Source organism: Pseudomonas sp. GW822-FHT03F04, assembly GCF_058801405.1.
Map to the genome: position 1 here is coordinate 335,284 of NZ_JBXANF010000007.1, position 22,088 is coordinate 357,371.

23 protein-coding genes are annotated in these 22,088 nt (G+C 59.8%); 15 read left to right on the forward strand and 8 right to left on the reverse strand.

Annotated features, from left to right (window positions below; all coding sequences use genetic code 11):
* Window positions 1-612 precede the first annotated feature (612 nt).
* Window positions 613-1,392, reverse strand: a complete 780-nt coding sequence (gene yaaA, locus AC1RMX_RS18780; protein WP_096819162.1) for a peroxide stress protein YaaA — start codon at window positions 1,390-1,392, stop codon at window positions 613-615.
* Window positions 1,393-1,531: 139 nt separating this feature from the next.
* On the opposite strand from yaaA, the gene AC1RMX_RS18785 reads away from it, so the two are divergent.
* From AC1RMX_RS18785 to AC1RMX_RS18810, 6 genes are all read left to right on the forward strand, one after another.
* Window positions 1,532-2,656 carry a polysaccharide deacetylase family protein gene (locus AC1RMX_RS18785; RefSeq protein ID WP_096819164.1) on the forward strand — a complete coding sequence of 375 codons (1,125 nt, stop codon included), beginning with the start codon at window positions 1,532-1,534 and terminating at the stop codon, window positions 2,654-2,656.
* Between the two features lie 349 nt (window positions 2,657-3,005).
* Window positions 3,006-4,400, forward strand: coding sequence for a PhoH family protein (locus AC1RMX_RS18790; protein WP_096819166.1), 1,395 nt, complete (start codon window positions 3,006-3,008; stop codon window positions 4,398-4,400).
* Between the two features lie 102 nt (window positions 4,401-4,502).
* Window positions 4,503-4,976, forward strand: coding sequence for a cyclic pyranopterin monophosphate synthase MoaC (gene moaC, locus AC1RMX_RS18795; protein ID WP_007957321.1), 474 nt, complete (start codon window positions 4,503-4,505; stop codon window positions 4,974-4,976).
* The gene (moaD, locus tag AC1RMX_RS18800; protein ID WP_096819168.1) at window positions 4,973-5,215 is read left to right on the forward strand and encodes a molybdopterin converting factor subunit 1; all 243 of its coding nucleotides are present in this window, start codon (window positions 4,973-4,975) and stop codon (window positions 5,213-5,215) included. The genes moaC and moaD overlap by 4 nt, the downstream gene beginning before the upstream one ends.
* A 3-nt stretch (window positions 5,216-5,218) precedes the next feature.
* On the forward strand, window positions 5,219-5,671 hold the full coding sequence (moaE, locus tag AC1RMX_RS18805) for a molybdopterin synthase catalytic subunit MoaE (protein WP_085711692.1): 453 nt from the start codon (window positions 5,219-5,221) through the stop codon (window positions 5,669-5,671).
* Window positions 5,672-5,853: 182 nt separating this feature from the next.
* Window positions 5,854-6,630, forward strand: coding sequence for an ABC transporter substrate-binding protein (locus AC1RMX_RS18810; RefSeq protein ID WP_096819170.1), 777 nt, complete (start codon window positions 5,854-5,856; stop codon window positions 6,628-6,630).
* Window positions 6,631-6,667: 37 nt separating this feature from the next.
* On the opposite strand, the gene AC1RMX_RS18815 is transcribed toward AC1RMX_RS18810, so the two are convergent.
* From AC1RMX_RS18815 to AC1RMX_RS18835, 5 genes are all read right to left on the reverse strand, one after another.
* Window positions 6,668-7,309: a helix-turn-helix transcriptional regulator gene (locus tag AC1RMX_RS18815; protein WP_096819172.1), complete on the reverse strand. Its 642-nt coding sequence runs from the start codon at window positions 7,307-7,309 to the stop codon at window positions 6,668-6,670.
* 91 nt (window positions 7,310-7,400) lie between these two features.
* Window positions 7,401-8,528 (reverse strand): NAD(P)/FAD-dependent oxidoreductase, encoded by a 1,128-nt coding sequence (locus AC1RMX_RS18820; RefSeq protein ID WP_493072708.1) that lies wholly within the window; start codon window positions 8,526-8,528, stop codon window positions 7,401-7,403.
* Between the two features lie 14 nt (window positions 8,529-8,542).
* Window positions 8,543-9,487, reverse strand: coding sequence for an ornithine cyclodeaminase family protein (locus tag AC1RMX_RS18825; protein WP_493072709.1), 945 nt, complete (start codon window positions 9,485-9,487; stop codon window positions 8,543-8,545).
* 124 nt (window positions 9,488-9,611) lie between these two features.
* Window positions 9,612-11,090, reverse strand: coding sequence for an ATP-dependent RNA helicase RhlB (gene rhlB, locus AC1RMX_RS18830; RefSeq protein ID WP_096819178.1), 1,479 nt, complete (start codon window positions 11,088-11,090; stop codon window positions 9,612-9,614).
* Window positions 11,091-11,200: 110 nt separating this feature from the next.
* A complete protein-coding gene (locus AC1RMX_RS18835) occupies window positions 11,201-11,857 on the reverse strand; it encodes an alpha/beta hydrolase (protein WP_192559848.1) in 657 nt (218 codons plus the stop codon).
* Window positions 11,858-12,324: 467 nt separating this feature from the next.
* Here AC1RMX_RS18835 and AC1RMX_RS18840 point away from each other — a divergent pair, with 467 nt between their 5' ends.
* From AC1RMX_RS18840 to AC1RMX_RS18855, 4 genes are all read left to right on the forward strand, one after another.
* Window positions 12,325-13,356 (forward strand): amino acid ABC transporter substrate-binding protein, encoded by a 1,032-nt coding sequence (locus AC1RMX_RS18840; RefSeq protein ID WP_096819182.1) that lies wholly within the window; start codon window positions 12,325-12,327, stop codon window positions 13,354-13,356.
* 65 nt (window positions 13,357-13,421) lie between these two features.
* Window positions 13,422-14,603 (forward strand): amino acid ABC transporter permease, encoded by a 1,182-nt coding sequence (locus AC1RMX_RS18845; RefSeq protein WP_102619510.1) that lies wholly within the window; start codon window positions 13,422-13,424, stop codon window positions 14,601-14,603.
* A 10-nt stretch (window positions 14,604-14,613) separates the two neighbouring features.
* Complete coding sequence (locus AC1RMX_RS18850; RefSeq protein ID WP_096819186.1) at window positions 14,614-15,711, forward strand: amino acid ABC transporter permease; 1,098 nt, start codon at window positions 14,614-14,616, stop codon at window positions 15,709-15,711.
* A gap of 11 nt (window positions 15,712-15,722) precedes the next feature.
* Entirely contained in the window at window positions 15,723-16,487 is a 765-nt protein-coding gene (locus AC1RMX_RS18855; protein ID WP_008080191.1) for an amino acid ABC transporter ATP-binding protein, read from the forward strand.
* Between the two features lie 53 nt (window positions 16,488-16,540).
* Here the strand turns inward: AC1RMX_RS18855 and AC1RMX_RS18860 are convergent, their stop codons facing one another.
* Together AC1RMX_RS18860 and AC1RMX_RS18865 are read right to left on the reverse strand one after the other, a co-directional pair.
* On the reverse strand, window positions 16,541-17,032 hold the full coding sequence (locus AC1RMX_RS18860) for a type II TA system antitoxin MqsA family protein (protein ID WP_096819188.1): 492 nt from the start codon (window positions 17,030-17,032) through the stop codon (window positions 16,541-16,543).
* Window positions 17,029-17,340, reverse strand: a complete 312-nt coding sequence (locus AC1RMX_RS18865; RefSeq protein WP_493072710.1) for a type II toxin-antitoxin system MqsR family toxin — start codon at window positions 17,338-17,340, stop codon at window positions 17,029-17,031. Before AC1RMX_RS18865 ends, AC1RMX_RS18860 begins: the two co-directional genes overlap by 4 nt.
* Window positions 17,341-17,506: 166 nt before the next feature.
* Between AC1RMX_RS18865 and AC1RMX_RS18870 the strand changes: the two genes are divergently transcribed.
* The 5 genes from AC1RMX_RS18870 (at window position 17,507) to AC1RMX_RS18890 (ending at window position 22,061) form a co-directional block, all read left to right on the forward strand.
* On the forward strand, window positions 17,507-18,166 hold the full coding sequence (locus AC1RMX_RS18870) for a FadR/GntR family transcriptional regulator (RefSeq protein WP_096819192.1): 660 nt from the start codon (window positions 17,507-17,509) through the stop codon (window positions 18,164-18,166).
* Entirely contained in the window at window positions 18,156-19,460 is a 1,305-nt protein-coding gene (locus AC1RMX_RS18875; RefSeq protein WP_096819194.1) for a CynX/NimT family MFS transporter, read from the forward strand. The genes AC1RMX_RS18870 and AC1RMX_RS18875 overlap by 11 nt, the downstream gene beginning before the upstream one ends.
* 100 nt (window positions 19,461-19,560) lie before the next feature.
* The gene (locus AC1RMX_RS18880; protein ID WP_493072711.1) at window positions 19,561-20,034 is read left to right on the forward strand and encodes a nuclear transport factor 2 family protein; all 474 of its coding nucleotides are present in this window, start codon (window positions 19,561-19,563) and stop codon (window positions 20,032-20,034) included.
* A gap of 39 nt (window positions 20,035-20,073) precedes the next feature.
* Entirely contained in the window at window positions 20,074-20,376 is a 303-nt protein-coding gene (locus tag AC1RMX_RS18885; protein ID WP_493072712.1) for a GIY-YIG nuclease family protein, read from the forward strand.
* Window positions 20,377-21,125: 749 nt separating this feature from the next.
* Window positions 21,126-22,061 carry a glutathione S-transferase family protein gene (locus tag AC1RMX_RS18890; RefSeq protein WP_493072713.1) on the forward strand — a complete coding sequence of 312 codons (936 nt, stop codon included), beginning with the start codon at window positions 21,126-21,128 and terminating at the stop codon, window positions 22,059-22,061.
* Window positions 22,062-22,088: the final 27 nt, after the last annotated feature.

The window sequence follows — 22,088 nt, forward strand, 5'->3', positions numbered from 1 at the left end:
ATCCTCTGGCAAGAGGGCTCTTGTGCAATCTCGTATTGCGCGCTCGATGTCAGGCGCAGGCCTGTGGATCGGGCGGTTGGGTGCTCAGGCGAGCACGTTTATAAGGGCGCGGCCTTGGCCTTGTAGGGGATATTGATGGTGCGTATCTCCTGTCCTTCGATAGTTGTCCAGAGTTGTTATCCATTCAGGCAAGTTGCTGTGACAACTTGGTTACATGGTTTTGATCTCTGCGTAAGTTATCTCGTACATGTTCGGCGAGAATCGTTACCGGTGGTATGAGCTATGCATTTGGACATAGTTCCAGTCCGCCCATCGCCAAATCTGAAATTTCTTGAAATATTGAGAAAGATGGCACTGCTCTCATATTGATAGCACTTTCGATTTCGCCCTTTATTGATAGGCAGATAATCGCGTTAGATGGTTTTGTGCCACTACCGGTAAAAAATTTACGTGCCACTACTGAAAAAAATGACAACTGTCGAGTGAAAGAAAAGATAGAAATCGAGGCGATGTTTTTATGGCGCCAATAAATCGGCGAAAAGAGGGGAGGTTTTTTTGACGTCGTGCGAGCTGCACGACTCTCACTATAAAGAGTCGTGCAATGAGCATGCTTTATTCCGGGGCGTGGTCGCGCAGAAACACCAGATTGTCCGGTTTCGACTGTTCGGCACTGTAGCGATAACCCTGAGCATCGAACTGTTTGAGAGCGGCCGGATCGTTGATGCGCTCCTGGATCACGAAGCGACTCATCAGGCCGCGGGCCTTCTTGGCGTAGAAGCTGATGATCTTGTACTGGCCGTTCTTCAGGTCCTTGAACTCGGTGTTGATGATCCGCGCGTTCAGGGCCGTGCGCTTGACCGCCGAGAAGTACTCGTTGGAGGCCAGGTTCAGCAGCACGTCATCGCCCTGATCGACCAGCGCTTCGTTCAGCCATTCGCTGATGCGCGTGCCCCAGAATGCGTACAAGTCCTTGCCCCGGGCATTGGCCAGTTTGGTGCCCATTTCCAGACGATACGGCTGCATCAGGTCGAGCGGGCGCAGCAGGCCGTAGAGGCCGGAGAGCATGCGCAGGTGCTGTTGCGCGTAATCGAAATCGGCTTCGCTGAAGCTCTGGGCGTCGAGCCCGGTGTAGACGTCGCCCTTGAAGGCCAGCAGCGCCTGTTTGGCATTCTCGGGGGTGAACGCCGGTGTCCAGCTGCCGAAACGCGCGGCGTTGAGGCCGCCGATCTTGTCGGAGACGTGCATCAGTTCGCTGATCTGCGCAGGCGTCAGCTCGCGCAATTGCTGGATCAGCTCCTGGGAATGGTCGAGGTATTGCGGCTGGGTAAAGCGCTGGGTCGCCGGCGGTGTTTCGTAATCGAGAGTCTTGGCGGGGGAAATCACCATCAGCATGAAGTCGTCTCCTTTAATCGTGGGGGCGATTCTAGGGGGTTGAGGCGGATGACTCCAGCTATCAGGTCCATAGGTGATCGGCGGTTTGCGGGCCGGATCGGCTATAGTGCCGCGCGGGTTTTGTTATGGAGACACCCCTTTGCGCATTGTTCTTTTATTCACCGTGTGGCTGTTGAGCTTCGGGGCCGTTGCGGCACCGGGCGATATCGCCACGCTCGATCGCAGCACCTGGCCGGAGAAACTCGACAACCCGACCCTGTTCGACGTCGCCTCGCGGGCAGAAATCCTGATGTTCGCCCGGGGCCTGCTGGGCAGCGAGTCGCTGGATGAGGCCGCGCTGGCCCAGCGTCTGGGGCTGCGCACGGTCAATCTGGAGGCGATCAACAGCCTGCGTGAGCGTCTGTGGCAGCGGCTGCTCGCCAATTACAACTTCGCCCAACAGAGCTGCGATCAGGATGCCTCGTTCTGCTTCCTTGTCGAAGACCTGCCGACCCTGCGCGAGCAGGCGACCAAGTTCGTGGTCAGCGACGAAAGCTATTACACCCAGTGGGCCGAGCCGAGCCGGATCTTCCATCTGCAGTACCTGGACGAACTGATGCGCAAGGCGGCGCTGTCGCCGCAGACCACCAGCGAAGTCGATCATTTCGGTGACTACGAGCGCAACGGCGACGAGATGCACGACCGATTGTTCCTGCTCAGTTTCGACAGCGCTGCGAACCTGCAGCCGGACAATACCGACTGGATCGCCGACTACCTGCGCAAATCCAGTCTGAGCGGCACCTTCTTTTTGCTGGGCAAGGATGTGCAGGCGCGGCTGGCGGATCGCTCGGTGAATAACCTGCAATCGGAATTCTCGAAACTCTGCGTGGGCGTGCAGGGTTGGGAGTTCCGTTCCCACAGCCACTGGCAGGACTGGCAGGACTCGGTGCGCCGCAGCAGCGATCTGGTGAAGAACAAGCTGCCGGAGAACTACGTGCCGCTGTTCCGTCCACCGGATGGCCAGCGCCGCAGCGATGCCGGCAGTTTCTTCCGCAATCAGGGCCTGCAAGTGGCGCTGTGGGACATCGACGCCCAGGACGGTGCCGGCAAGCTCAAGGGCAATCCGAGCGCACAGCGGGTGCTGACCCTGATGCTGTTGTGGCGCCACGGGGTGATCAATTTCAACATGAAGCAGGATGCGGTGAAGACGGCGTTGCCGTGGCTGATCACGCAAACCGCGCAAAGCGGCATCGGCTGGGAAGACTGTCAGGACGCTTTTCGCTGACAAGCGGCGAGAGCCCGGAAACATTGGGCTTGGGGTGAATTTTTTGCAAAATTCGATGCAGGCGGACTTCCGACTCTAACGGGGGCGGGGCGGTCCGCCAAGGGCTTTTCGTCACTTTGCAAAATAAACTTCAAAAAAGCGTCAAAGTGCTTTTTTCTGTCACGGGTTTTGGAGTATTACGAAGTCAGACCGCCGAAACCTGCAACACAGGTGGCGTCTTCCAAGACCCATTTTGTGTGCGGTTCACCTGCTATCCCGACAAAAGCTGTGCAGGTGGATTCGGCAGTCACTTCGAGGCGCAGCACCGTCCAGGTATTGCGTCGAATGGCTCCCACAAAGGTGACCGAGTATGGATGATCACGGACGTAGCCCTTCCTCCAACCAGCCAATCCTTTATGTACTCGATACCAACGTACTGATTCACGATCCAAACGCCCTGCTGAATTTCGAAGAACACCACGTCGCGATCCCGATGACCGTGCTTGAAGAGCTGGACAAGCTCAAGAGCGGGCATCACAGCGTGGCCGCCGAATGCCGCCAGGCCATCCGGCTGATCGACAAGACGCTGGGCGATGCCTCGCCCGAAGACGTCGAGCAAGGGGTGCCGATCCAGCGCGGAAAGAGCGGGCCGAAGGGGTTGCTGTCAATTCTGATGAGCAAGCAGGCGGAGTCGAACCTGATTCTGCCCGAGCACCTGAACGACAACAAAATCATCAACCAGTTGATCGATCTGCACACCCGCGACCCGAAGAAGCCGGTGGTGCTGGTCACCAAAGACATCAACATGCGCCTCAAGGCGCGCGCCTGCGGGATTGCGGCCGAGGACTACAGCACCGACCAGTTGGTCGACGACGTGTCCCTGCTGCCCAACGGCTACCACAACATGACCGGCTCCTTCTGGGACCGCGTGAGCAAGGTCGAAACCCGTCAGGACCATGGCCGCACCTGGCACCAGGTGCAATTGATCGACAACCTGCCGGCCGTGCACATCAACGAGTTCATCATCGATGAGCAGGGGTTCGTCGGCTGGATCAAGGAGATTGAAGAAGACCGGCTGCTGATTCTCGATCTGCACCAGGAACCGCTGCTGCATCAGGAAGCCTGGGGCCTCAAGCCGCGTGACATCTATCAGAGCCTGGCGCTGTACGCCTTGCTCGACCCTGACATTCATCTGGTCAACCTGTCCGGCGCCGCCGGTTCCGGCAAGACCATCCTGGCGCTGGCCGCTGCGATCGAGCAGACCATGGTCAGCAAGCGTTATCGCCGCATCATCGCCACCCGCAGCGTGCAGGGCCTGGACCAGGAAATCGGCTTCCTGCCCGGCACCGAAGCGGAAAAAATGGAGCCCTGGCTGGGGGCCATCACCGACAACCTCGAAGCCTTGCACATGGATGACGAAAACACCCATGGCAGCGTCGACTACATCCTCAGCAAAGTGCCGTTGCAGTTCAAATCGCTCAACTACATTCGCGGTCGCAGCTTCCAGCAAAGCCTGATCCTGATCGACGAATGCCAGAACCTCACGCCGCACCAGATGAAAACCATCATCACCCGGGCCGGCGCCGGTTCCAAAGTGGTGTGCCTGGGCAACCTGGCACAGATCGACACCCCTTACCTGTCCGCGACCAGTTCCGGGCTGACCTACCTGACCGAACGTTTCAAAGACTTCCCCAACGGTGTGCACATCACCCTGCAAGGGGTGCCGCGTTCGATTCTGGCCGAATACGCCGAATCGCATCTGTAACCCTTACAAAGGAACCGGGCGACTGCAAAGTCGCCCGGTTTTTTATGTGCGGAAATTTGACCCGCAGGTTTACAATCGGTGCTCCTGATCAGGAGTAATCCCGTGCTGACTCATCTCGATTCCCAAGGTCGCGCCAACATGGTCGACGTCACCGAAAAAGCCGTGACGTTCCGCGAGGCGACGGCCCAAGCGCTGGTGCGCATGCTGCCCGACACCCTGCAGATGATCGTCAGCGGCGGCCATCCCAAAGGCGACGTGTTCGCCGTGGCGCGCATTGCCGGCATTCAGGCAGCGAAGAAAACCAGTGATCTGATTCCCCTCTGCCATCCGCTGATGCTGACCGGCGTCAAGGTCGAACTCAGCGCCGAAGGCGACGACGCCGTGCGCATCGTGGCTCGCTGCAAACTGTCCGGGCAGACCGGCGTCGAGATGGAAGCGTTGACCGCCGCCAGCGTCGCCGCCCTGACCATCTACGACATGTGCAAGGCCGTGGATCGCGGCATGACCATCGAAAGCGTGCGTCTGCTGGAGAAAGTCGGCGGCAAGAGCGGGCATTTCCAGGCGGAGCAGCCATGAACCTGACCGTGAAGTTTTTTGCCCGTTACCGTGAGGCGCTGGGCGTGGATTCGGTGAAGGTCGAGGGCGATTTCGCGACGGTCGACGATGTGCGCGCATTGCTCGCCAAGCGTGACGGCGCCGAGGTGCTGAGTGAACAGAACCTGATGTGCGCGCGCAACGAAGACCTTTGCCAGCTCGACGAGCCGGTGGTCGATGGCGACGAAGTGGCGTTTTTCCCCACCGTGACCGGAGGCTGAGACATGGCGATTCGTGTGCAGTCCACGGCGTTCGATCCCGGCGCTGAAGTCAACGCGATGCACGCGGCCAATGTCGGCGTCGGCGCGGTGGTGAGTTTTGTCGGCTACGTGCGCGACTTCAACGATGGCCTCGATGTTGCCGGAATGTTTCTGGAGCACTATCCGGGCATGACCGAAAAGGCCCTGGGCAAGATTGCCGTCGAGGCCGAACAGCGCTGGCCACTGTTGAAGCTGGAAGTGCTGCACCGCATCGGCGCGCTGGAGCCGGGTGAGCCGATCGTGTTCGTCGGCGCCGCAAGTGCCCATCGTCAGGCGGCATTCGACGCCTGCGCCTTCGTCATGGATTACCTGAAAACCCGCGCGCCGTTCTGGAAGAAAGAGAACACCAGCGACGGCCCGCGTTGGGTCGAAGGTCGTGACAGCGATCATGCGGCGGCGGATCGCTGGAAGCAGTAATTCCTCTCCTCAATCAATCTCCCCTCGACTCCCGACCATCGGCTGACGCCGATGGCGTTTGTCCAATTGACGGCTTGTACGTAAAAGTCCAGTATGGATTTACAAGTACAAATAAAGCTTTTCCCTGTTTCAGCTCTTTCTTCTGTCTTGCCAAACCAACAACAACCCGCGAGAGAACGAACATGAAGAAATTCCCCCTCATCACCGGTCTGGCGCTGAGCCTGTTGGCGTGCAGTAGCGTGTTTGCCGCCGAGAAAACCCTGCGCATCGGTATCGAAGCGGCGTATCCGCCCTTCGCCTCAAAGACCGACCAGGGTGAAATTGTCGGTTTCGACTACGACATCGGCAACGCCCTGTGTGCGCAGATGCAGGTCAAGTGCGTGTGGGTCGAGGGCGAGTTCGACGGTCTGATTCCTTCCCTGAAAGTGAAGAAAATCGACATGGCGCTGTCGTCCATGACCATCAACGAAGATCGCAAGAAGTCGGTGGACTTCACCCACAAGTACTATTTCACCTCGTCGCGGCTGGTAATGAAGGAAGGCGCGACCGTCGATGACCAGTACGCCAGCCTCAAGGGCAAGACGGTCGGCGTGCAGCGTGCGACCACCACCGATCGTTACGCCACCGAGGTGTTCGAGCCCAAGGGCATCAACGTCAAGCGCTATGGCAACAACGAAGAAATCTACATGGACCTGGCGGCCGGGCGTCTCGACGCGATTTTCGCCGACACCATTCCACTGACCGACTTCCTGTCGATGCCGCGCGGCAAGGGTTACGCGTTTGTCGGGCCGGAACTGAAGGATCCGAAGTACGTGGGCGAGGGCGCCGGGATTGCGGTGCGCAAGGGCAACGCTGAACTGGTCAGCCAGTTGAATACCGCCATCGACGGCATTCGTGCCAGTGGTGAGTACCAGAAGATTTCCGAGAAGTACTTCAAGTCGGACATCTACGGCGACTGATGTTGAAAACCGTGCGGCCTTTGCAGGCTGCACGGTTTCAGCCCTTCAATTCCTTCAAATGCTTGTACACCGTCGCCCGCCCCATGTTCAGCACATTGGCCACATAGTTCGAGGCACTCTTGCCCTTGAACGCCCCCTCGGCGTGCAGCGCCAGTACCAGCTCACGTTTGTGGTCGCGGGTCAGCAGATTCAGGCTCAGTTGCCGCTCGCGCAGCCAGGCGTGCAGGAAGGTGTTGATGCGCTCCTGCCAGTCATCGCGAAACAGTGAGTCCGGTTGCGGGATCAGCTTGCTCGGCGAGAGGAACAGGTCCAGCGCAGCCTTGGCGTTCTCGAACAGCGAAATATTCAGGTTGATGCACAGCACCGCCAGCGGATGCCCTTCGCTGTCCCGCAGCACAGTGCTCAGGCTGCGAATCTTCTGACCGTCCCAGTTGAGCTTTTCGTACGGGCCTATGTTCCGTTCGCTGACGTCTTCGCTGAGCATATCTTCCAGCGACGATTCATCACCGACCACCCGTTTCGACAGGTTGTTGGCGATGTAGTCGACCTTCTGTGTGCGCAGGTCATGCAACACCACTTCGGCATGTGGAAAGAACAGCGTGGCAATGGCGTCGGCGATGGCGTGGTAGTTATCCAGCGCGGCGTCATTCAGCTCGGGAGATTGTTCGGGGGTGGTCATTACTGTGGAGCTCCAGGCAACGTCAACGCCCCCGTGGTCCGGGGGCGTTGCGAGTGTGCCGCAATCCGTTGGGCGCGTCATCCGGGGGCAATCAGGCCAGGCGGGCGGGGGAGAGCATGGCGGCGGACAGACCGAACTGCTTGAGGTGCTCGGGCAGCGACTCACCGCGCACCAGCGCCGCGCTGGCCTGGCCCATCGCCGGCGAAGTCTGGATGCCGTAACCGCCCTGGGCCGCGACCCAGAACAGTCCTGGCACCTGCGGATCGAACCCGGACAACAAATCCCCATCGGCGACGAAACTGCGCAGGCCGGCCCAAGTGCGCGTCGGGCGGCGGATGGTCAGGGTCGTCGCTTCTTCGATCTGGTAGATGCCCATGGCGATATCCAGTTCTTCCGGCTGCACGTCGTGCGGCTCGACCGGGTCGGCGTTGGCCGGCGAGCCGAGGAACATGCCGGCGTCGGGCTTCATGTAGAACGATTCGTCGAGGCTGACCAGCATCGGCCAGTGGTGAATGTCCACGCCTTCGGGGCCGGCAAAGATGAACGCGGCACGGCGTTTTGGTTGCAGGCCCAGCGGCCGGGCGCCGGCCAGGGCACCGATCTTGTCGGCCCAGGCGCCTGCCGCGTTGATCACGATGGGCGCGCTGAAGGTCTGGCCGTTGGTCTGCACTTGCCAGACGCCGTCGGCATCACGGCTCAGCCCGAGCACTTCGCAATCGGTCAGGACTTGCCCGTTGTTGCGACGGATACCACGCAGATAGCCTTGGTGCAGAGCGTCGGTGTCGATGTCGCTGGCGGTCGGGTCGTAGATTGCGCCGTGGACCCTTTCCTGGCGCAGGATCGGCAGCCGCGCGCACGCTTCTTCCGCGCTGAGCAGTTGCATCTCCGGCACCGTGGCCTTGGCGCTGAGGTATTGATTGTTCAGTTCGGCGGCGTCACCGGTGAAGTCCACAGTCATTTCGCCGCGCGGAGTCAGTAGCGGGTGTTCACAGAAGCCGCTGGGCGGGTGATCGAAAAACGCTCGGCTGGCCTGGGTCAGCGCCCGAACCTGCGGGGTTCCATAAGCGGCGGTGAACAGCGCAGCCGAACGTCCCGTTGAGTGATAGGCAGGGTGCGACTCGCGCTCCAGCACCACGACCTTGCCATGTTGCGACAGCCAGAAACCGGTGGACGCGCCGGCAATTCCGCCGCCGATGATGATGAAATCTGCATGACTCATGAAAATCTCCGGTGTCAGCGCTGCAATTGATAAACGGCGTTGGCCAGGGCGATGTCTTCCAGACCCAGACCGATGGAGCGGAAGAACACGTGACGGTCGTAACCCGGACGCTGCACTTTCTCGCTGAGCAGATCCGCGAGGTCACCGATGATCGCGCTGTTGTCCCAGCCATGCTGTTCGGTGGCGATCAGCATCTCGCCGGCCGAACCCGGCGTGGTCAGACGATAGTCGCAGAACACCTGCATGTCGTTGAGGCTCTGCGGCGGCACTTCGTGGGCGCGCGGTGCGTTGGTGCTGATCGAGGTGATCAGCGCCGGTTTGTTCAAGGTTGCCGGGTCGATCACAGGTCCTGCGGACGAGGTGCAGAGCATGATCACGTCTGCGTCGGCAATGGCGGCCTCGCGGCTGTCAGCGATGCTCACGCGCGGATCGAGGGTTTGCAGCAGGCGGGCGGTTGCCGGGTCTTCATTCAAGGTGGGCGAGTACACGCGGATGCTCTGCCATTCGCGCAACGTCTTGACGTAATGCAGGTGCGCCTGGGCGACCTTGCCGCTGCCGATGATCGCCAGGCGCGAGGCTTTCAAAGGGGCGAGGGCGTCGACGGCGACAGCTGTGGTTGCCGCCGTGCGTGCGGTGGTCAGTTCGCTGGCATCGCAGAGCAACAGCGGCTGGCCGGTCTGCATCGACATCAGCAGCGTCCACGCCGTCACCAGCGGGCCCTGTTCGCGAACGATGTAGGGCGAAGTCTTGACCCCGTACACGCCGTCTTCGGCCAGCACGCCCAGATAGTTGATGAAGTCCCCGGCGCCCTGGGGGAATTCCACCAGTTGCTGCGCCGGTTGCACCGCATGCCCGGCCGCCAGATCGCGGAACAGCTTGCGCAGGATCTGCGGCACATCGATCCGGGCCAGAAGCTCACGGGCCTGGGTTTGATCAATCACGTACGGCGTGCTGGACATGTCGGACTCCGGAGATTGTTTTTAAACTAATTTGTCCATTATGGACTTTTAGTTTTATTGAACAATATCCGGGCGAAAAAAAAGCGCAGTCCGTTGCCGGCTGCGCTTCTCTTTTTGGCGTCGCTTACTGTGGGCGCTTGCGCTCAACCGCCCGCAACAGATGGGTCGGTGGTGTTTCACAGCTGATCTTGCGACCGAGTTTTTCTTCGATGGACGGCAACTGATAGGAGTCGTCTTCACCGGCGAAGCTGATCGACACGCCGTCGGCGCCAGCACGACCGGTACGGCCGATGCGGTGTACGTAGTCGTCCGGGACTTCCGGCAGGGTGAAGTTGATCACGTGGCTGATGCCGTCGATGTGAATGCCGCGACCGGCCACGTCGGTGGCAACCAGAACGCGGATCTTGCCTTCGCGGAAGCCTTCCAGCGTCTTGATCCGCTTGTGCTGCGGCACGTCGCCGGACAGTTGCGCGGCGTTGATGCCGTCGCGTACCAGGCGTTCTTCGATGCGCCGCACTTCATCCTTGCGGTTGGCGAACACGATGACCCGCTCCCAGCCGTTGTCGTTGACCAGGTTGAAGAGCAGTTTGTATTTGTCAGCCCCGGCCACCGCGTAGATGTGCTGTTCGACGTTCTCGTTGGCCACGTTGGTGACTTCGATTTCGACGATGGCAGGGTCGGTGGTCCACTGCTTGGCGAGGTTCATCACGTCTTCGGTGAAGGTCGCGGAGAACAGCAGGGTCTGGCGTTCGCTTTTCGGCGGGGTCTGGCGAATGATCTGACGCACTTGCGGGATGAAGCCCATGTCGAGCATGCGGTCGGCTTCGTCCAGCACCATCACTTCGACCATGTCCAGGTGCACGTCGCCACGCTGGTTGAAGTCGAGCAGACGGCCCGGGGTGGCGACGAGGATGTCACAGTGGCGGGCTTCGAGGTGCTTGAGCTGCTTGTCGAAGTCCATGCCGCCGACGAACGTCATGACGTTGAGGCCGGTGTACTTGGTCAGGTCGGCGGCGTCTTTGGCGATCTGCACTACCAGTTCACGGGTCGGCGCGATGATCAGCGCCCGTGGCTCGCCCATGTAGCGCTCTTTCGGCGGCGGGGTCTGCAACAGCTGGGTGATGATCGAGATCAGGAACGCGGCCGTCTTGCCGGTACCGGTCTGGGCGCGGCCGATGGCGTCTTTGCCGGCGAGGGTGAAACCCAGCACCTGCGCCTGGATCGGCGTGCAATACGGGAAACCCAGGTCCTGGATGGCGTGCATCAGTTCCGGGGCGAGTTTGAAATCGTGGAAACGGGTCTTGCCTTCCTGTGGCTCGACGACGAAGTCTTCGAGTTTCCAGGGAATGACCGGGGCCTTGGGCTTCGGTTCGCGGCGTGGTTTGGCCGGTTTGGGTGTTTCGCTGCGGGCGCTTTCTGGAGCGGGAGCGGAAACAGCAGCGGGTGCCGGTTCGCGTTTCGGTGTGGCTACGGGAGCCTGGCGGTCCGCCGGTTTGGCATCGCTGCGATGACCGGGGGCGTGCGACGGCGCACTGGGAGCTGGCGCGAGCTGCTCAGCCTCGCTTTTTCCGAACATCTTTTTGAGTGCTTTGAGCACGGTCATCTCATCAATTGGTTAAGGAATGTACGCCGGCCAGTGTAATGCAAGAAACGGGCGCGGCGTAGTGGGATGATCAAAGGGGCCCGACCACTGGAAAATCGAGCCCCGGACGATCAGCGCAGGCGTTCGCTCAGCCACACGCCGATGTCGCGAATTTCTTCGGGTAACACTTCGTGCTCCATTGGGTATTCCTGCCATGTCACGGTGACACCATGGGCCTTGAGATACTCATACGCCGTGCGGCCCATGGAGTTCTGCACCACGTTGTCGAACTGGCCGTGCAGCGCCAGCACCGGAATCCGTTGCTGGCTGGCGGACAACTCCAGTTCGTCGCTGAACGTTGGCGCGTAGGTCGACAACGCCAACACGCCACCCAACGGCCCCTGCCATTTCAGAAACGCGGTGTGATAGACCACGGCACCGCCCTGGGAAAATCCGGCAAGGAAAATCCGCGAAGCGTCTATTCCGCTGGCGCGCTGTTGTTCGATCAATTCGATGACGTGATCGGCGGACGCTTCCAGCTCATCGCGGTCGATGGCACGAGCCGGGCTCATCGCCTTGATGTCGTACCAGCTCGGCATGGCATAACCGCCATTTATTGTCACCGGACGGGTCGGTGCCTGGGGCAAAACGAAGCGCGTGCTCAGCAGGCTTTCCTGCAAGGCCTCGGCCACCGGCAGAAAGTCATAGCGGTCGGCGCCGAGGCCGTGCAGCCAGATCACGCAGGCGTCGGCTGCCTTAACAGGCTGAAGAATCAAGGGCTCGGTCATGGCTGCTCCAAAAATGTGCGGGCGCTCTCATTAAGTGCGTGATTGGGGTGCGCGCCCGGTTGATCCGTTAAGAAGATGTCGCAAGGCTACAAGTTTTGCTATTGACCTGTCGCTCAATCGCTTCAGCGAGCGGTGTGGTACGGGCTTTGCTATGAGGTAGTCGTGCAATCGATCTCGCGCCTGGCGGTAACACTATCAGTGAACGCCCGGCGACGGGATAGCAAAGAATCCGGTGATGGATGTTCGCCAATGGCCGCAATGGGCTTCGCGAACGTGAAAGGGCTACAGCCCGTTCGGCCGACTGGTGAGAAGTGAGTTGTCCATGATGTGGATTTTCTCCTACTAGACTCATAGCGAAGGTCCTGCGTCGGTTGACCCCATAAAAAGCCAACACGGGTCAACAACGCCTCAAAAGGGTGCGACTGGACTCAAGCTCCGACACAACAAGAGCAAAACTGGAGGTTTGAATGAAGATGTTGAAATCCACTCTGGCGGTCGTGACTGCTGCAGCAGTCCTCGGCGTCAGCGGGTTCGCTCAGGCGGGTGCAACCCTGGATGCGGTACAGAAGAAAGGTTTCGTGCAGTGTGGCGTCAGCGACGGTCTGCCGGGCTTCTCCGTACCGGATTCGACCGGCAAGATCCTCGGCATCGACGCCGACGTCTGCCGTGCCGTGGCCGCTGCCGTGTTCGGCGATGCGACCAAGGTCAAGTTCAGTCAGTTGAACGCCAAGGAGCGCTTCACTGCTCTGCAGTCCGGCGAGATCGACATCCTGTCGCGCAACACCACCATGACCAGCTCCCGTGACGCGGGCATGGGCCTGAAATTCCCTGGCTTCATCACTTACTACGACGGCGTGGGCTTCCTGGCCAACAACAAGCTGGGCGTGAAAAGTGCCAAGGAACTCGACGGCGCGACCATCTGCATTCAAGCCGGTACCACCACCGAGCTGAACGTGTCCGACTACTTCCGCGCCAACGGCCTGAAGTACACCCCGATCACTTTCGACACCTCCGATGAAAGCGCCAAGTCGCTGGAATCCGGTCGTTGCGACGTGCTGACCTCCGACAAGTCCCAACTCTTCGCCCAGCGCAGCAAGCTGGCCTCGCCGAAGGACTACGTGGTTCTGCCGGAAACCATTTCCAAGGAACCTCTGGGCCCGGTCGTGCGTAACGGCGACGACGAGTGGCTGGCCATCGTGCGCTGGGTCGGCTACGCGCTGCTCAACGCTGAAGAAGCCGGCATCACTTCGAAAAACGTACTCGAAGAAGCCAAATCCACCAAGAACCCGGACGTTGCCCGTCTGCTGGGTGGCGACGGCGAGTACGGCAAGGATCTGAAACTGCCGAAGGACTGGGTCGTGAAAATCGTTTCCCAGGTGGGTAACTACGGCGAAATCTTCGAGAAAAACCTCGGCAAGAGCACTCCGCTGGAAATCGACCGTGGCCTGAACGCGCTGTGGAACAACGGCGGCATTCAGTACGCACCACCAGTGCGCTAATGGTTCTATCACCCGGCGGGCCAACCGCCGGGTGATGTTCTGTTCCATTTCTTGCGGGGCACTTCATGCAAAATTCAATCGGCGCACCAAAGCAGAGGTTCAGCCTCAGCGATCCACGTGTGCGTGCGTGGCTATTCCAGATCATCACCGTTGTGGCGGTGGTCGCCATGGGCTGGTATCTGTTCGACAACACCCAGACCAACCTTCAGCACCGGGGCATCACGTCCGGGTTCAGCTTTCTGGAGCGCAGTGCCGGGTTCGGCATCGCTCAACACCTGATCTCCTACACCGAAGCGGACAGCTATGCCCGCGTGTTCGTGATCGGCCTGCTCAACACCTTGCTGGTGACCTTCATCGGCGTGATCCTGGCGACCCTGCTGGGCTTCATCATCGGTGTGGCGCGGCTGTCGCCGAACTGGATCATCAGCAAGCTGGCGACCGTGTATGTGGAAGTCTTCCGCAACATTCCGCCGCTGCTGCAAATCCTGTTCTGGTATTTCGCGGTGTTCCTGACCATGCCGGGGCCGCGTAACAGCCACAACTTCGGCGACACTTTCTTCGTCAGCAGCCGTGGCCTGAACATGCCGGCCGCGCAGATGGCCGACGGCTTCTGGGCGTTCGTGGTCAGTGTCGTGGTGGCTATCGTCGGCATCGTGCTGATGAGCCGCTGGGCCAACAAGCGCTTCGAGGAAACCGGCGAGCCGTTCCACAAGTTCTGGGTCGGCCTGGGAATCCTGCTGGTCATTCCGACGCTGTGTGCGCTGATCTTCGGCGCGCCGCTGCATTGGGAAATGCCGAAGCTGCAAGGCTTCAACTTCGTCGGCGGCTGGGTACTGATCCCGGAACTGCTGGCCCTGACCCTGGCCCTGACCGTGTACACCGCGGCGTTCATCGCCGAGATCGTGCGTTCGGGGATCAAGTCGGTCAGCCACGGCCAGACCGAAGCGGCCCGTTCCCTCGGCCTGCGCAACGGCCCGACCTTGCGCAAGGTGATCATTCCGCAAGCGCTGCGCGTGATCATTCCGCCGCTGACCAGCCAATACCTGAACCTGGCGAAGAACTCCTCGCTGGCGGCCGGTATCGGTTACCCGGAAATGGTTTCGCTGTTCGCCGGCACCGTGCTGAACCAGACCGGTCAGGCGATCGAAGTCATTGCCATCACCATGAGCGTGTACCTGGCGATCAGTATCAGCATTTCCCTGCTGATGAACTGGTACAACAAGCGCATTGCGCTGATCGAGCGGTAAGGAATAGCGCATGAGTACTCATACTTTCAAACCCGACATGCCACCGCCGGCCAAGGTCTTCGGCCCGATGGCGTGGATACGCGCGAACATGTTCTCCAGCTGGCTCAACACCCTGCTGACCCTGTTTGCGTTCTACCTGATCTACCTGGTGATTCCGCCGTTGCTCAGCTGGGCGATCTTCGATGCCAACTGGGTCGGCACTACCCGCGCCGACTGCACCAAGGCGGGCGCTTGCTGGGTGTTCATCGAACAGCGTTTCGGTCAGTTCATGTACGGCTACTATCCGGCGGATCTGCGCTGGCGCGTGGACCTGACCGTGTGGCTGGCGGTCATCGGTGTGGCCCCGCTGTTCATCAAGCGCGTGCCGCGTAAAGCGGTATACGGGCTGAGCTTCCTGGTGGTGTATCCGATTGTTGCCTGGTGCCTGCTGCATGGCGGCGTGTTCGGTCTGAGCGCCGTTGCCACCAGCCAGTGGGGCGGCCTGATGCTGACCCTGGTGATCGCCACCGTCGGCATCGCCGGCGCGTTGCCGCTGGGGATCATGCTGGCGCTGGGACGGCGTTCGAACATGCCGGCCATTCGTGTGGTCTGCGTGACGTTCATCGAGTTCTGGCGCGGCGTGCCGCTGATCACTGTGCTGTTCATGTCTTCGGTGATGCTGCCGCTGTTCCTGCCTGAAGGCATGAACTTCGACAAGCTGCTGCGGGCGCTGATCGGCGTGATCCTGTTCCAGTCGGCCTACGTCGCCGAAGTGGTGCGCGGCGGTCTGCAAGCGATCCCCAAAGGTCAGTACGAAGCCGCTGCCGCGATGGGCCTCGGTTACTGGCGCGCCATGGGCCTGGTGATTCTGCCGCAAGCCCTGAAGCTGGTGATTCCCGGCATCGTCAACACCTTCATCGCGCTGTTCAAGGACACCAGCCTTGTGATCATCATCGGCCTCTTTGACCTGCTCAACAGCGTCAAACAAGCCGCTGCCGATCCGAAATGGCTGGGCATGGCCACCGAAGGCTACGTGTTCGCCGCCCTGGTGTTCTGGATTTTCTGTTTTGGTATGTCGCGCTATTCCATGCATCTGGAACGCAAGCTCGACACTGGCCACAAGCGTTAGGAGTTTTTTCGATGAGCGAAGCAATCAAAAAGCCAGTGGGCCCTGAAGGCATCATTCAGATGCAGGGCGTGAACAAGTGGTACGGCCAGTTCCACGTGCTGAAAGACATCAACCTCAACGTCAAGCAGGGCGAGCGTATCGTGCTGTGCGGCCCGTCGGGTTCCGGCAAGTCCACCACCATCCGCTGCCTGAACCGTCTGGAAGAACACCAGCAGGGCCGCATCGTGGTCGATGGCGTCGAGCTGACCAACGATCTCAAGCAGATTGAAGCGATCCGTCGTGAAGTCGGCATGGTGTTCCAGCACTTCAACCTGTTCCCGCACCTGACCATTCTGCAGAACTGCACCCTGGCGCCGATGTGGGTGCGCAAGATGCCCAAGCGCAAGGCCGAGGAAATCGCCATGCATTATCTGGAACGCGTACGCATTCCGGAGCAGGCGCACAAGTTCCCCGGGCAACTGTCCGGCGGTCAGCAACAGCGTGTGGCGATTGCTCGCGCGCTGTGCATGAAACCGAAAATCATGCTGTTCGACGAACCGACCTCGGCGCTCGACCCGGAGATGGTGAAAGAAGTTCTGGACACCATGATCGGCCTGGCCGAAGACGGCATGACGATGCTCTGCGTGACCCACGAAATGGGTTTCGCCCGCACCGTGGCCAACCGCGTGATCTTCATGGACAAAGGCGAAATCGTCGAGCAGGCGGCACCGAACGACTTCTTCGACAATCCGCAGAATGAGCGGACCAAGTTGTTCCTGAGTCAGATTCTGCATTGATATCAGATGGGTAAAACAAACCCGGCCTTGTGCCGGGTTTGTTTTTTGAGGGATCAGGACATGGTGAGGGTTTCGTGTTCTTTGTGCTCGGCATACTTGAAGGCGTTCCTCAGATCCGCCCCTTCACCCAAGGCTTTCGCATCGGCAAGCAAGTGCGGATAGCGATCGAGCAGGCGCATCAGCAACATCAACGCCTTCGGCGGAAGCACTTCGCCGCGCTCATAGCGGGAAAATGCGTTGTGTCCGCCACCTGACAGCAGTTGCACCGTTTCTTTTTGCGTCAGGTGCAATTTGCGCCGGATGCGCTTCATTTCGTTACCGATCATTTGTCGGGCAGCGATCACCAGATCATCACCGGCTTGCGTGTAGCGTTCTGCACTATCGGTATCGGCGTCCCACTCGACCTCACCGCATTTCCGACATTCCCAGCCAGCAAGATCATCGATACGACGTTCCATGCCTTTGACACTGATGGTTTCGCCGCGGCCCTCGAAATGTGTCATTCCCTCACGTGCACCGCAGCTGAAACATTGCCGGGTCTTCATTGGTTTTTCTCCTTGAAGGAGATTATCGGTGGGCCACCTTCGGGGCGGTATGTCACCTTGATGTAAATCTCCAGATCGTGTGAGTGGATGTGATACACGTCTTGCCAGACTCGATGATCGTCATAGGTGGTCATTGACTTGTACAACATCCTGTTCTGCAATTCGAAAACGATCTCTTGCATCTCCAGGATGCTGAAACCGAGATCCAGTCCGGTTTTTTCTGCGCTCTTGGTGAATGCCTGTCTTCCACGTCGTCTGACCTCAGCCTTGATCACCGCCAAGTCGTAATGGGGTGTGTTCTTTTCCATAAGAAACCAAAACCCTGTCCCTGAAATTACCCTTAAAGGGTAATTTTGACCAATCGAAAATCCCGCTTCATTTGCCTCCTAATCAACCTAGGTGGTTGCCGTCCTACATGGAGCTGACTAACATGTCAGAAAATTCATCCCATGATTGGATGAAAGGGCGAATCCTATGTCAGACATTTCTCCACTCATTAAGCGATCCCTGGTCGATCAGGCCCTGGATCTATTGCGACAGCGCATCACCGACGGCACCTGGCAGGTCGGTCAGCGCTTGCCGACCGAGCCTGAGCTGTGCGCCGAACTCGGTATCAGCCGTAACACCGTGCGCGAGGCGATGCGGGTGCTGGCGTTCTCCGGATTGATCGAGATCCGTCAGGGCGATGGCAGTTATCTGCGGGCGGTGGTCGATCCGATGGACACGCTCAAGGCGCTGTCCAAGTGCTCACTGGATCAGGCTCGGGAAACCCGGCACATCCTTGAAGTCGAAGCCATCGGCCTGGCGGCGTTGCGCCGTACCGATGAGGATCTGGCGGGCCTGCGCGAGGCGCTTGGCGTTGCCGGCAGCCACTATCACGGCGATCTCGACAGTTACATTGCCTGTGACCTGGTGTTTCACCGCCGCCTGGTGGATGCCGCGCACAACCCGACGCTCAGCGAGCTGTATCGCTATTTCTCCAGCATCGTCGGCGCGCAATTGCGCCAGACCCTGAACATCGTCCCTCGTCGACAGGAAGTCTTCGATTTGCACATCGCCCTGTTCGAAGCCGTCGAACAGCGTGATCCGGAACGGGCCAAAGCCCTGTCGAGGCAACTGATCAATGAACCCTGAAACCGAGAAAACCATGTCCCGCCCTGAAGCCGTCAACGCCCCGAAGCGCACCGCCGAACTGGAGGAGTTGCTGATCGATGCCGAGGCCGACGACGAGCAGGTGCAGCAAAGTCATCCGCTGGTACGTCGCCCATGGCTGTTGCTGTTGGGCCTGATTCTGGTGGCGCTGAACTTGCGTCCGGCGCTGTCGAGCATGGCGCCGCTGCTCAGTGAAGTGTCGAAAAGCCTTGGCTTGTCCGCCGCTCAGGCGGGGTTGCTGACGACGTTGCCGGTGTTGTGCCTCGGTCTGTTCGCCCCTTTGGCTCCGGTGCTGGCGCGACGTTTCGGTGCCGAGCGGGTGGTGCTGGGGATTCTTCTGACACTGGCCGGCGGCATCATCCTGCGCAGCAACTTCGGTGAAATCGGTCTGTTCGCCGGCAGCGTTCTGGGTGGCGCGAGTATCGGCATCATCGGCGTCTTGCTGCCCGGTATCGTCAAACGCGACTTCGCCAAACACGCCGGCACCATGACCGGCGTCTACACCATGGCCCTGTGCCTGGGCGCGGCGATGGCGGCGGGTTCGAGCGTGCCGTTGAGCGAACACTTCGACCACAGCTGGGCCATGGGCCTGGGTTTCTGGGTGATTCCGGCGCTGGTTGCTGCGGTGTTCTGGCTGCCACAAATCGGTCAGAAGCATGGTGCACACAATGTCGCCTACCGGGTGCGCGGCTTGCTGCGTGATCCGCTCGCCTGGCAGGTGACCTTGTACATGGGTCTGCAATCGTCGCTGGCCTATATCGTGTTTGGCTGGTTGCCGTCGATTCTGATTGGACGCGGGCTGACGCCGACTCAGGCCGGTCTGGTGTTGTCCGGTTCGGTGATCATTCAGCTCGCCAGTTCTCTGGCAGCGCCGTGGCTGGCTACGCGTGGCAAGGATCAGCGGCTGGCAATCGTGGTGGTGATGGCGCTGACCCTCGGCGGTCTGTTCGGTTGCCTGTATGCGCCGATCGAAGGGCTGTGGGGCTGGGCGATTCTGCTGGGCCTGGGGCAGGGCGGGACGTTCAGTCTGGCGTTGACCCTGATCGTGCTGCGCTCGCGCGATTCCCATGTCGCGGCGAACCTGTCGAGCATGTCCCAGGGTTTTGGCTACACCCTCGCGTCCATGGGGCCGTTCGCGGTCGGCGTGGTGCATGACTGGACCGGCGGCTGGAACGCCGTGGGCTGGATCTTTGGCATCGTCGGTGCGGGTGCGATCCTTGCCGGTCTCGGTGCCGGGCGCGCGCTTTACGTGCAGGTCGAAAGCGAAAAGGTCTGACGCGCACACACTGTCGGTATTCGGAATGCGAATGCCGATAGTGTTTCGGGCGTTTGCGGATTATCGTGCTGGCAATCTGTACCTTTCCTGGAGATTGCCCATGAGTGAAGAAGCCCACAGCGCGTTGATCACCCGTTTCTATCAGGCTTTCCAACGCCTCGACGCCGAGGCCATGGCCTCCTGCTACACCGACGACGTGGTGTTCAGCGATCCGGCCTTCGGCGAACTGCGCGGCCGCGATGCCGGCGACATGTGGCGCATGCTCACCACTCGGGCCAAGGACTTCTCCCTGACTTTCGACAACGTCCGCGCCGACGAGCGCAGCGGCGGCGCCCACTGGGTGGCGACTTACCTGTTCAGTCAGACCGGCAACATCGTGATCAACGACATCCAGGCACGCTTCGTCTTTCGCGACGGCAAGATCTGCGAACATCACGACCACTTTGATCTGTGGCGCTGGTCTCGCCAGGCACTGGGCTTCAAGGGCTTGCTGCTGGGCTGGACGCCGCTGGTGCGCAACGCCGTCCGCGCCCAGGCGCTGAAAGGGCTGAAGGCATTTCAGGCGAGTCGCTGATAAGATCGCGGCCTGTTCTTCACACGCCTTTATTGCCCAGTGACCAGCCTCAGCGAAAATCCTCTCGAAGCCGACGTTCCAGTGAGCAAATCCTGGTTCGTCTACCTCGTGCGCGCCGCCAATGGTTCGCTGTACTGCGGGATCAGCGATGATCCCGTGCGTCGCTTTGCCAAGCATCAGAGCGGCAAGGGCGCGCGGTTCTTTCTTTCAAGCCCGGCGATGGCGCTGGTTTACACCGAGCTGTGCCGCGACAAGGGCGATGCATTGCGCCAGGAACGGTTGATCAAGAAGCTCAGGAAGAGTGCGAAAGAATGCCTGGTGGCGTCTTATCGGCCTGATTGATCTGGTGTTTGCGAGCGGTAGAAATCACTGCACGTTGAAGCGGTGTCCTCAGACAAACGACAGGCGAAAAAAAACCGCCTTTGCGGGGCGGTTTTTTCTGTAAACCTCGGTTTGCGGCCGGGTTTACTGCGTCTCACTGGACACACTAGCGTGGACGAAGATTATTCGTCTTTATGCCATCGAGCAAGTCTAAAAGCACTCGTTCAGAAAAATGCGGTTTTTGATTCATTTGTTTAAGCAGTGTGTCAGAAACCCGATTACGATCTGTCCGCTCGCATGACAGTGCAACCATTGAGGTCTGGCCGATTGGCGTAACGGTTTCATGCCCTCTGACACGGAGTTGCTCCCGTGCCGGAATGATTTTTCAGGGGGTATCACAACCGGCCGCCTCACTGGACACACTAGCGTGTCTTCCGAAGGCGTACGTGGTCCGGTAAGCGCGCTGGAGGTTTGGCCCCCAACCGGAGGCCAAAACGTATGAAGCTTTTGCTACGTACTCTGAGCCTCGTATGGAGGTCGTTCAAAGCGTTTCGCTTTTACGAGTTCCTGCGAGATCACTTCGATGACCTGATGTAAGGATTGTCGATGTGAGAACAACCGTCTCGGTTTCGGCTGAGGCGGTTTTTTCATTCTGGAGTTTTCGGTCGTCTTATCAACCTGACTGATCGGTTCCCATCAGCCGGATCCGTAGGCCGCCAACGAATTGCGCGCTAAGCTGCTGATTCACTTTCTGTGCGGCGGAGCCGAGCATGTCCGAGTTGATTCTGCATCATTACCCGACCTCTCCATTCGCCGAAAAGGCCCGGCTGCTGTTGGGTTTCAAGGGTTTGTCCTGGCGTTCGGTGCACATCTCGCCGGTGATGCCGAAACCGGACCTGACTGCCCTGACCGGCGGCTACCGCAAGACCCCGGTGCTGCAGATCGGCGCCGACATCTATTGCGACACCGCGCTGATCGCCCGTCGCCTCGAGCAGGAGAAGGCCCAGCCTTCGTTCTTCCCTGAAGGTCAGGAAATGATCGCCGCCAGTTTCGCTGCCTGGGCCGATTCGGTGGTGTTCCAGCATGCGGTGAGCCTGGTGTTTCAGCCGGAGTCGGTAGCGGTGCGTTTCGGCAAGTTGCCGCCGGAAGCGATCAAGGCGTTTCTGGCCGATCGTGCCGGGCTGTTCAGCGGTGGCAGCGCGACCAGACTGTCGGCCGAGCAGGCCAAACATCAATGGCCGACCATCATGGCGCGCCTGGAGCAGCAGTTGCAGCGCGAGGACGGAGACTTCCTGTTCGGCGAGCCATCGATTGCCGACTTCGCCATGGCGCATCCGCTGTGGTTCCTCAAGGCTACGCACGTTACCGCACCGCTGGTGGATGACTACCCTGCAGTGTCCGCGTGGCTCGGGCGGGTGCTGGGCTTCGGTCACGGTGCAGCCAGCGCCATGAGTTCCGAAGAAGCGCTGGAGGTTGCGCGCCATTCGACGCCGGCAGCGTTGCCTGATGAGCAGTTTGTTGATCCGAACGGATTTGCAGCGGGTCAGCAGGTCGTGATCGCGGCTACTGATTACGGCGTTGATCCGGTTGCTGGGGAATTGGTGTTTGCCGGTCGCGAAGAGCTGATCCTGCGCCGTGAAGACGAACGCGGTGGTGTGGTGCATGTGCACTTCCCGCGTTTCGGTTTCCGTATCGAGAAACGCTGAAACAAATGAGGAAGCTCAATGGCTCCC

Bases quoted from the DNA above. Each gene is read 5' to 3' on its own strand.
- AC1RMX_RS18815 (WP_096819172.1), bottom strand. From the start codon at position 7,309: ATGACCACCCCCGAACAATCTCCCGAGCTGAATGACGCCGCGCTGGAT.
- AC1RMX_RS18845 (WP_102619510.1), top strand. From the start codon at position 13,422: ATGCAAAATTCAATCGGCGCACCAAAGCAGAGGTTCAGCCTCAGCGAT.
- rhlB (WP_096819178.1), bottom strand. From the start codon at position 11,090: ATGACCGTGCTCAAAGCACTCAAAAAGATGTTCGGAAAAAGCGAGGCT.
- AC1RMX_RS18810 (WP_096819170.1), top strand. From the start codon at position 5,854: ATGAAGAAATTCCCCCTCATCACCGGTCTGGCGCTGAGCCTGTTGGCG.
- AC1RMX_RS18820 (WP_493072708.1), bottom strand. From the start codon at position 8,528: ATGAGTCATGCAGATTTCATCATCATCGGCGGCGGAATTGCCGGCGCG.
- AC1RMX_RS18870 (WP_096819192.1), top strand. From the start codon at position 17,507: ATGTCAGACATTTCTCCACTCATTAAGCGATCCCTGGTCGATCAGGCC.
- AC1RMX_RS18860 (WP_096819188.1), bottom strand. From the start codon at position 17,032: ATGAAGACCCGGCAATGTTTCAGCTGCGGTGCACGTGAGGGAATGACA.
- AC1RMX_RS18865 (WP_493072710.1), bottom strand. From the start codon at position 17,340: ATGGAAAAGAACACACCCCATTACGACTTGGCGGTGATCAAGGCTGAG.
- AC1RMX_RS18880 (WP_493072711.1), top strand. From the start codon at position 19,561: ATGAGTGAAGAAGCCCACAGCGCGTTGATCACCCGTTTCTATCAGGCT.
- AC1RMX_RS18890 (WP_493072713.1), top strand. From the start codon at position 21,126: ATGTCCGAGTTGATTCTGCATCATTACCCGACCTCTCCATTCGCCGAA.
- AC1RMX_RS18855 (WP_008080191.1), top strand. From the start codon at position 15,723: ATGAGCGAAGCAATCAAAAAGCCAGTGGGCCCTGAAGGCATCATTCAG.
- AC1RMX_RS18850 (WP_096819186.1), top strand. From the start codon at position 14,614: ATGAGTACTCATACTTTCAAACCCGACATGCCACCGCCGGCCAAGGTC.
- AC1RMX_RS18825 (WP_493072709.1), bottom strand. From the start codon at position 9,487: ATGTCCAGCACGCCGTACGTGATTGATCAAACCCAGGCCCGTGAGCTT.
- AC1RMX_RS18790 (WP_096819166.1), top strand. From the start codon at position 3,006: ATGGATGATCACGGACGTAGCCCTTCCTCCAACCAGCCAATCCTTTAT.
- AC1RMX_RS18835 (WP_192559848.1), bottom strand. From the start codon at position 11,857: ATGACCGAGCCCTTGATTCTTCAGCCTGTTAAGGCAGCCGACGCCTGC.
- moaE (WP_085711692.1), top strand. From the start codon at position 5,219: ATGGCGATTCGTGTGCAGTCCACGGCGTTCGATCCCGGCGCTGAAGTC.
- AC1RMX_RS18840 (WP_096819182.1), top strand. From the start codon at position 12,325: ATGAAGATGTTGAAATCCACTCTGGCGGTCGTGACTGCTGCAGCAGTC.
- yaaA (WP_096819162.1), bottom strand. From the start codon at position 1,392: ATGCTGATGGTGATTTCCCCCGCCAAGACTCTCGATTACGAAACACCG.
- AC1RMX_RS18875 (WP_096819194.1), top strand. From the start codon at position 18,156: ATGAACCCTGAAACCGAGAAAACCATGTCCCGCCCTGAAGCCGTCAAC.
- moaD (WP_096819168.1), top strand. From the start codon at position 4,973: ATGAACCTGACCGTGAAGTTTTTTGCCCGTTACCGTGAGGCGCTGGGC.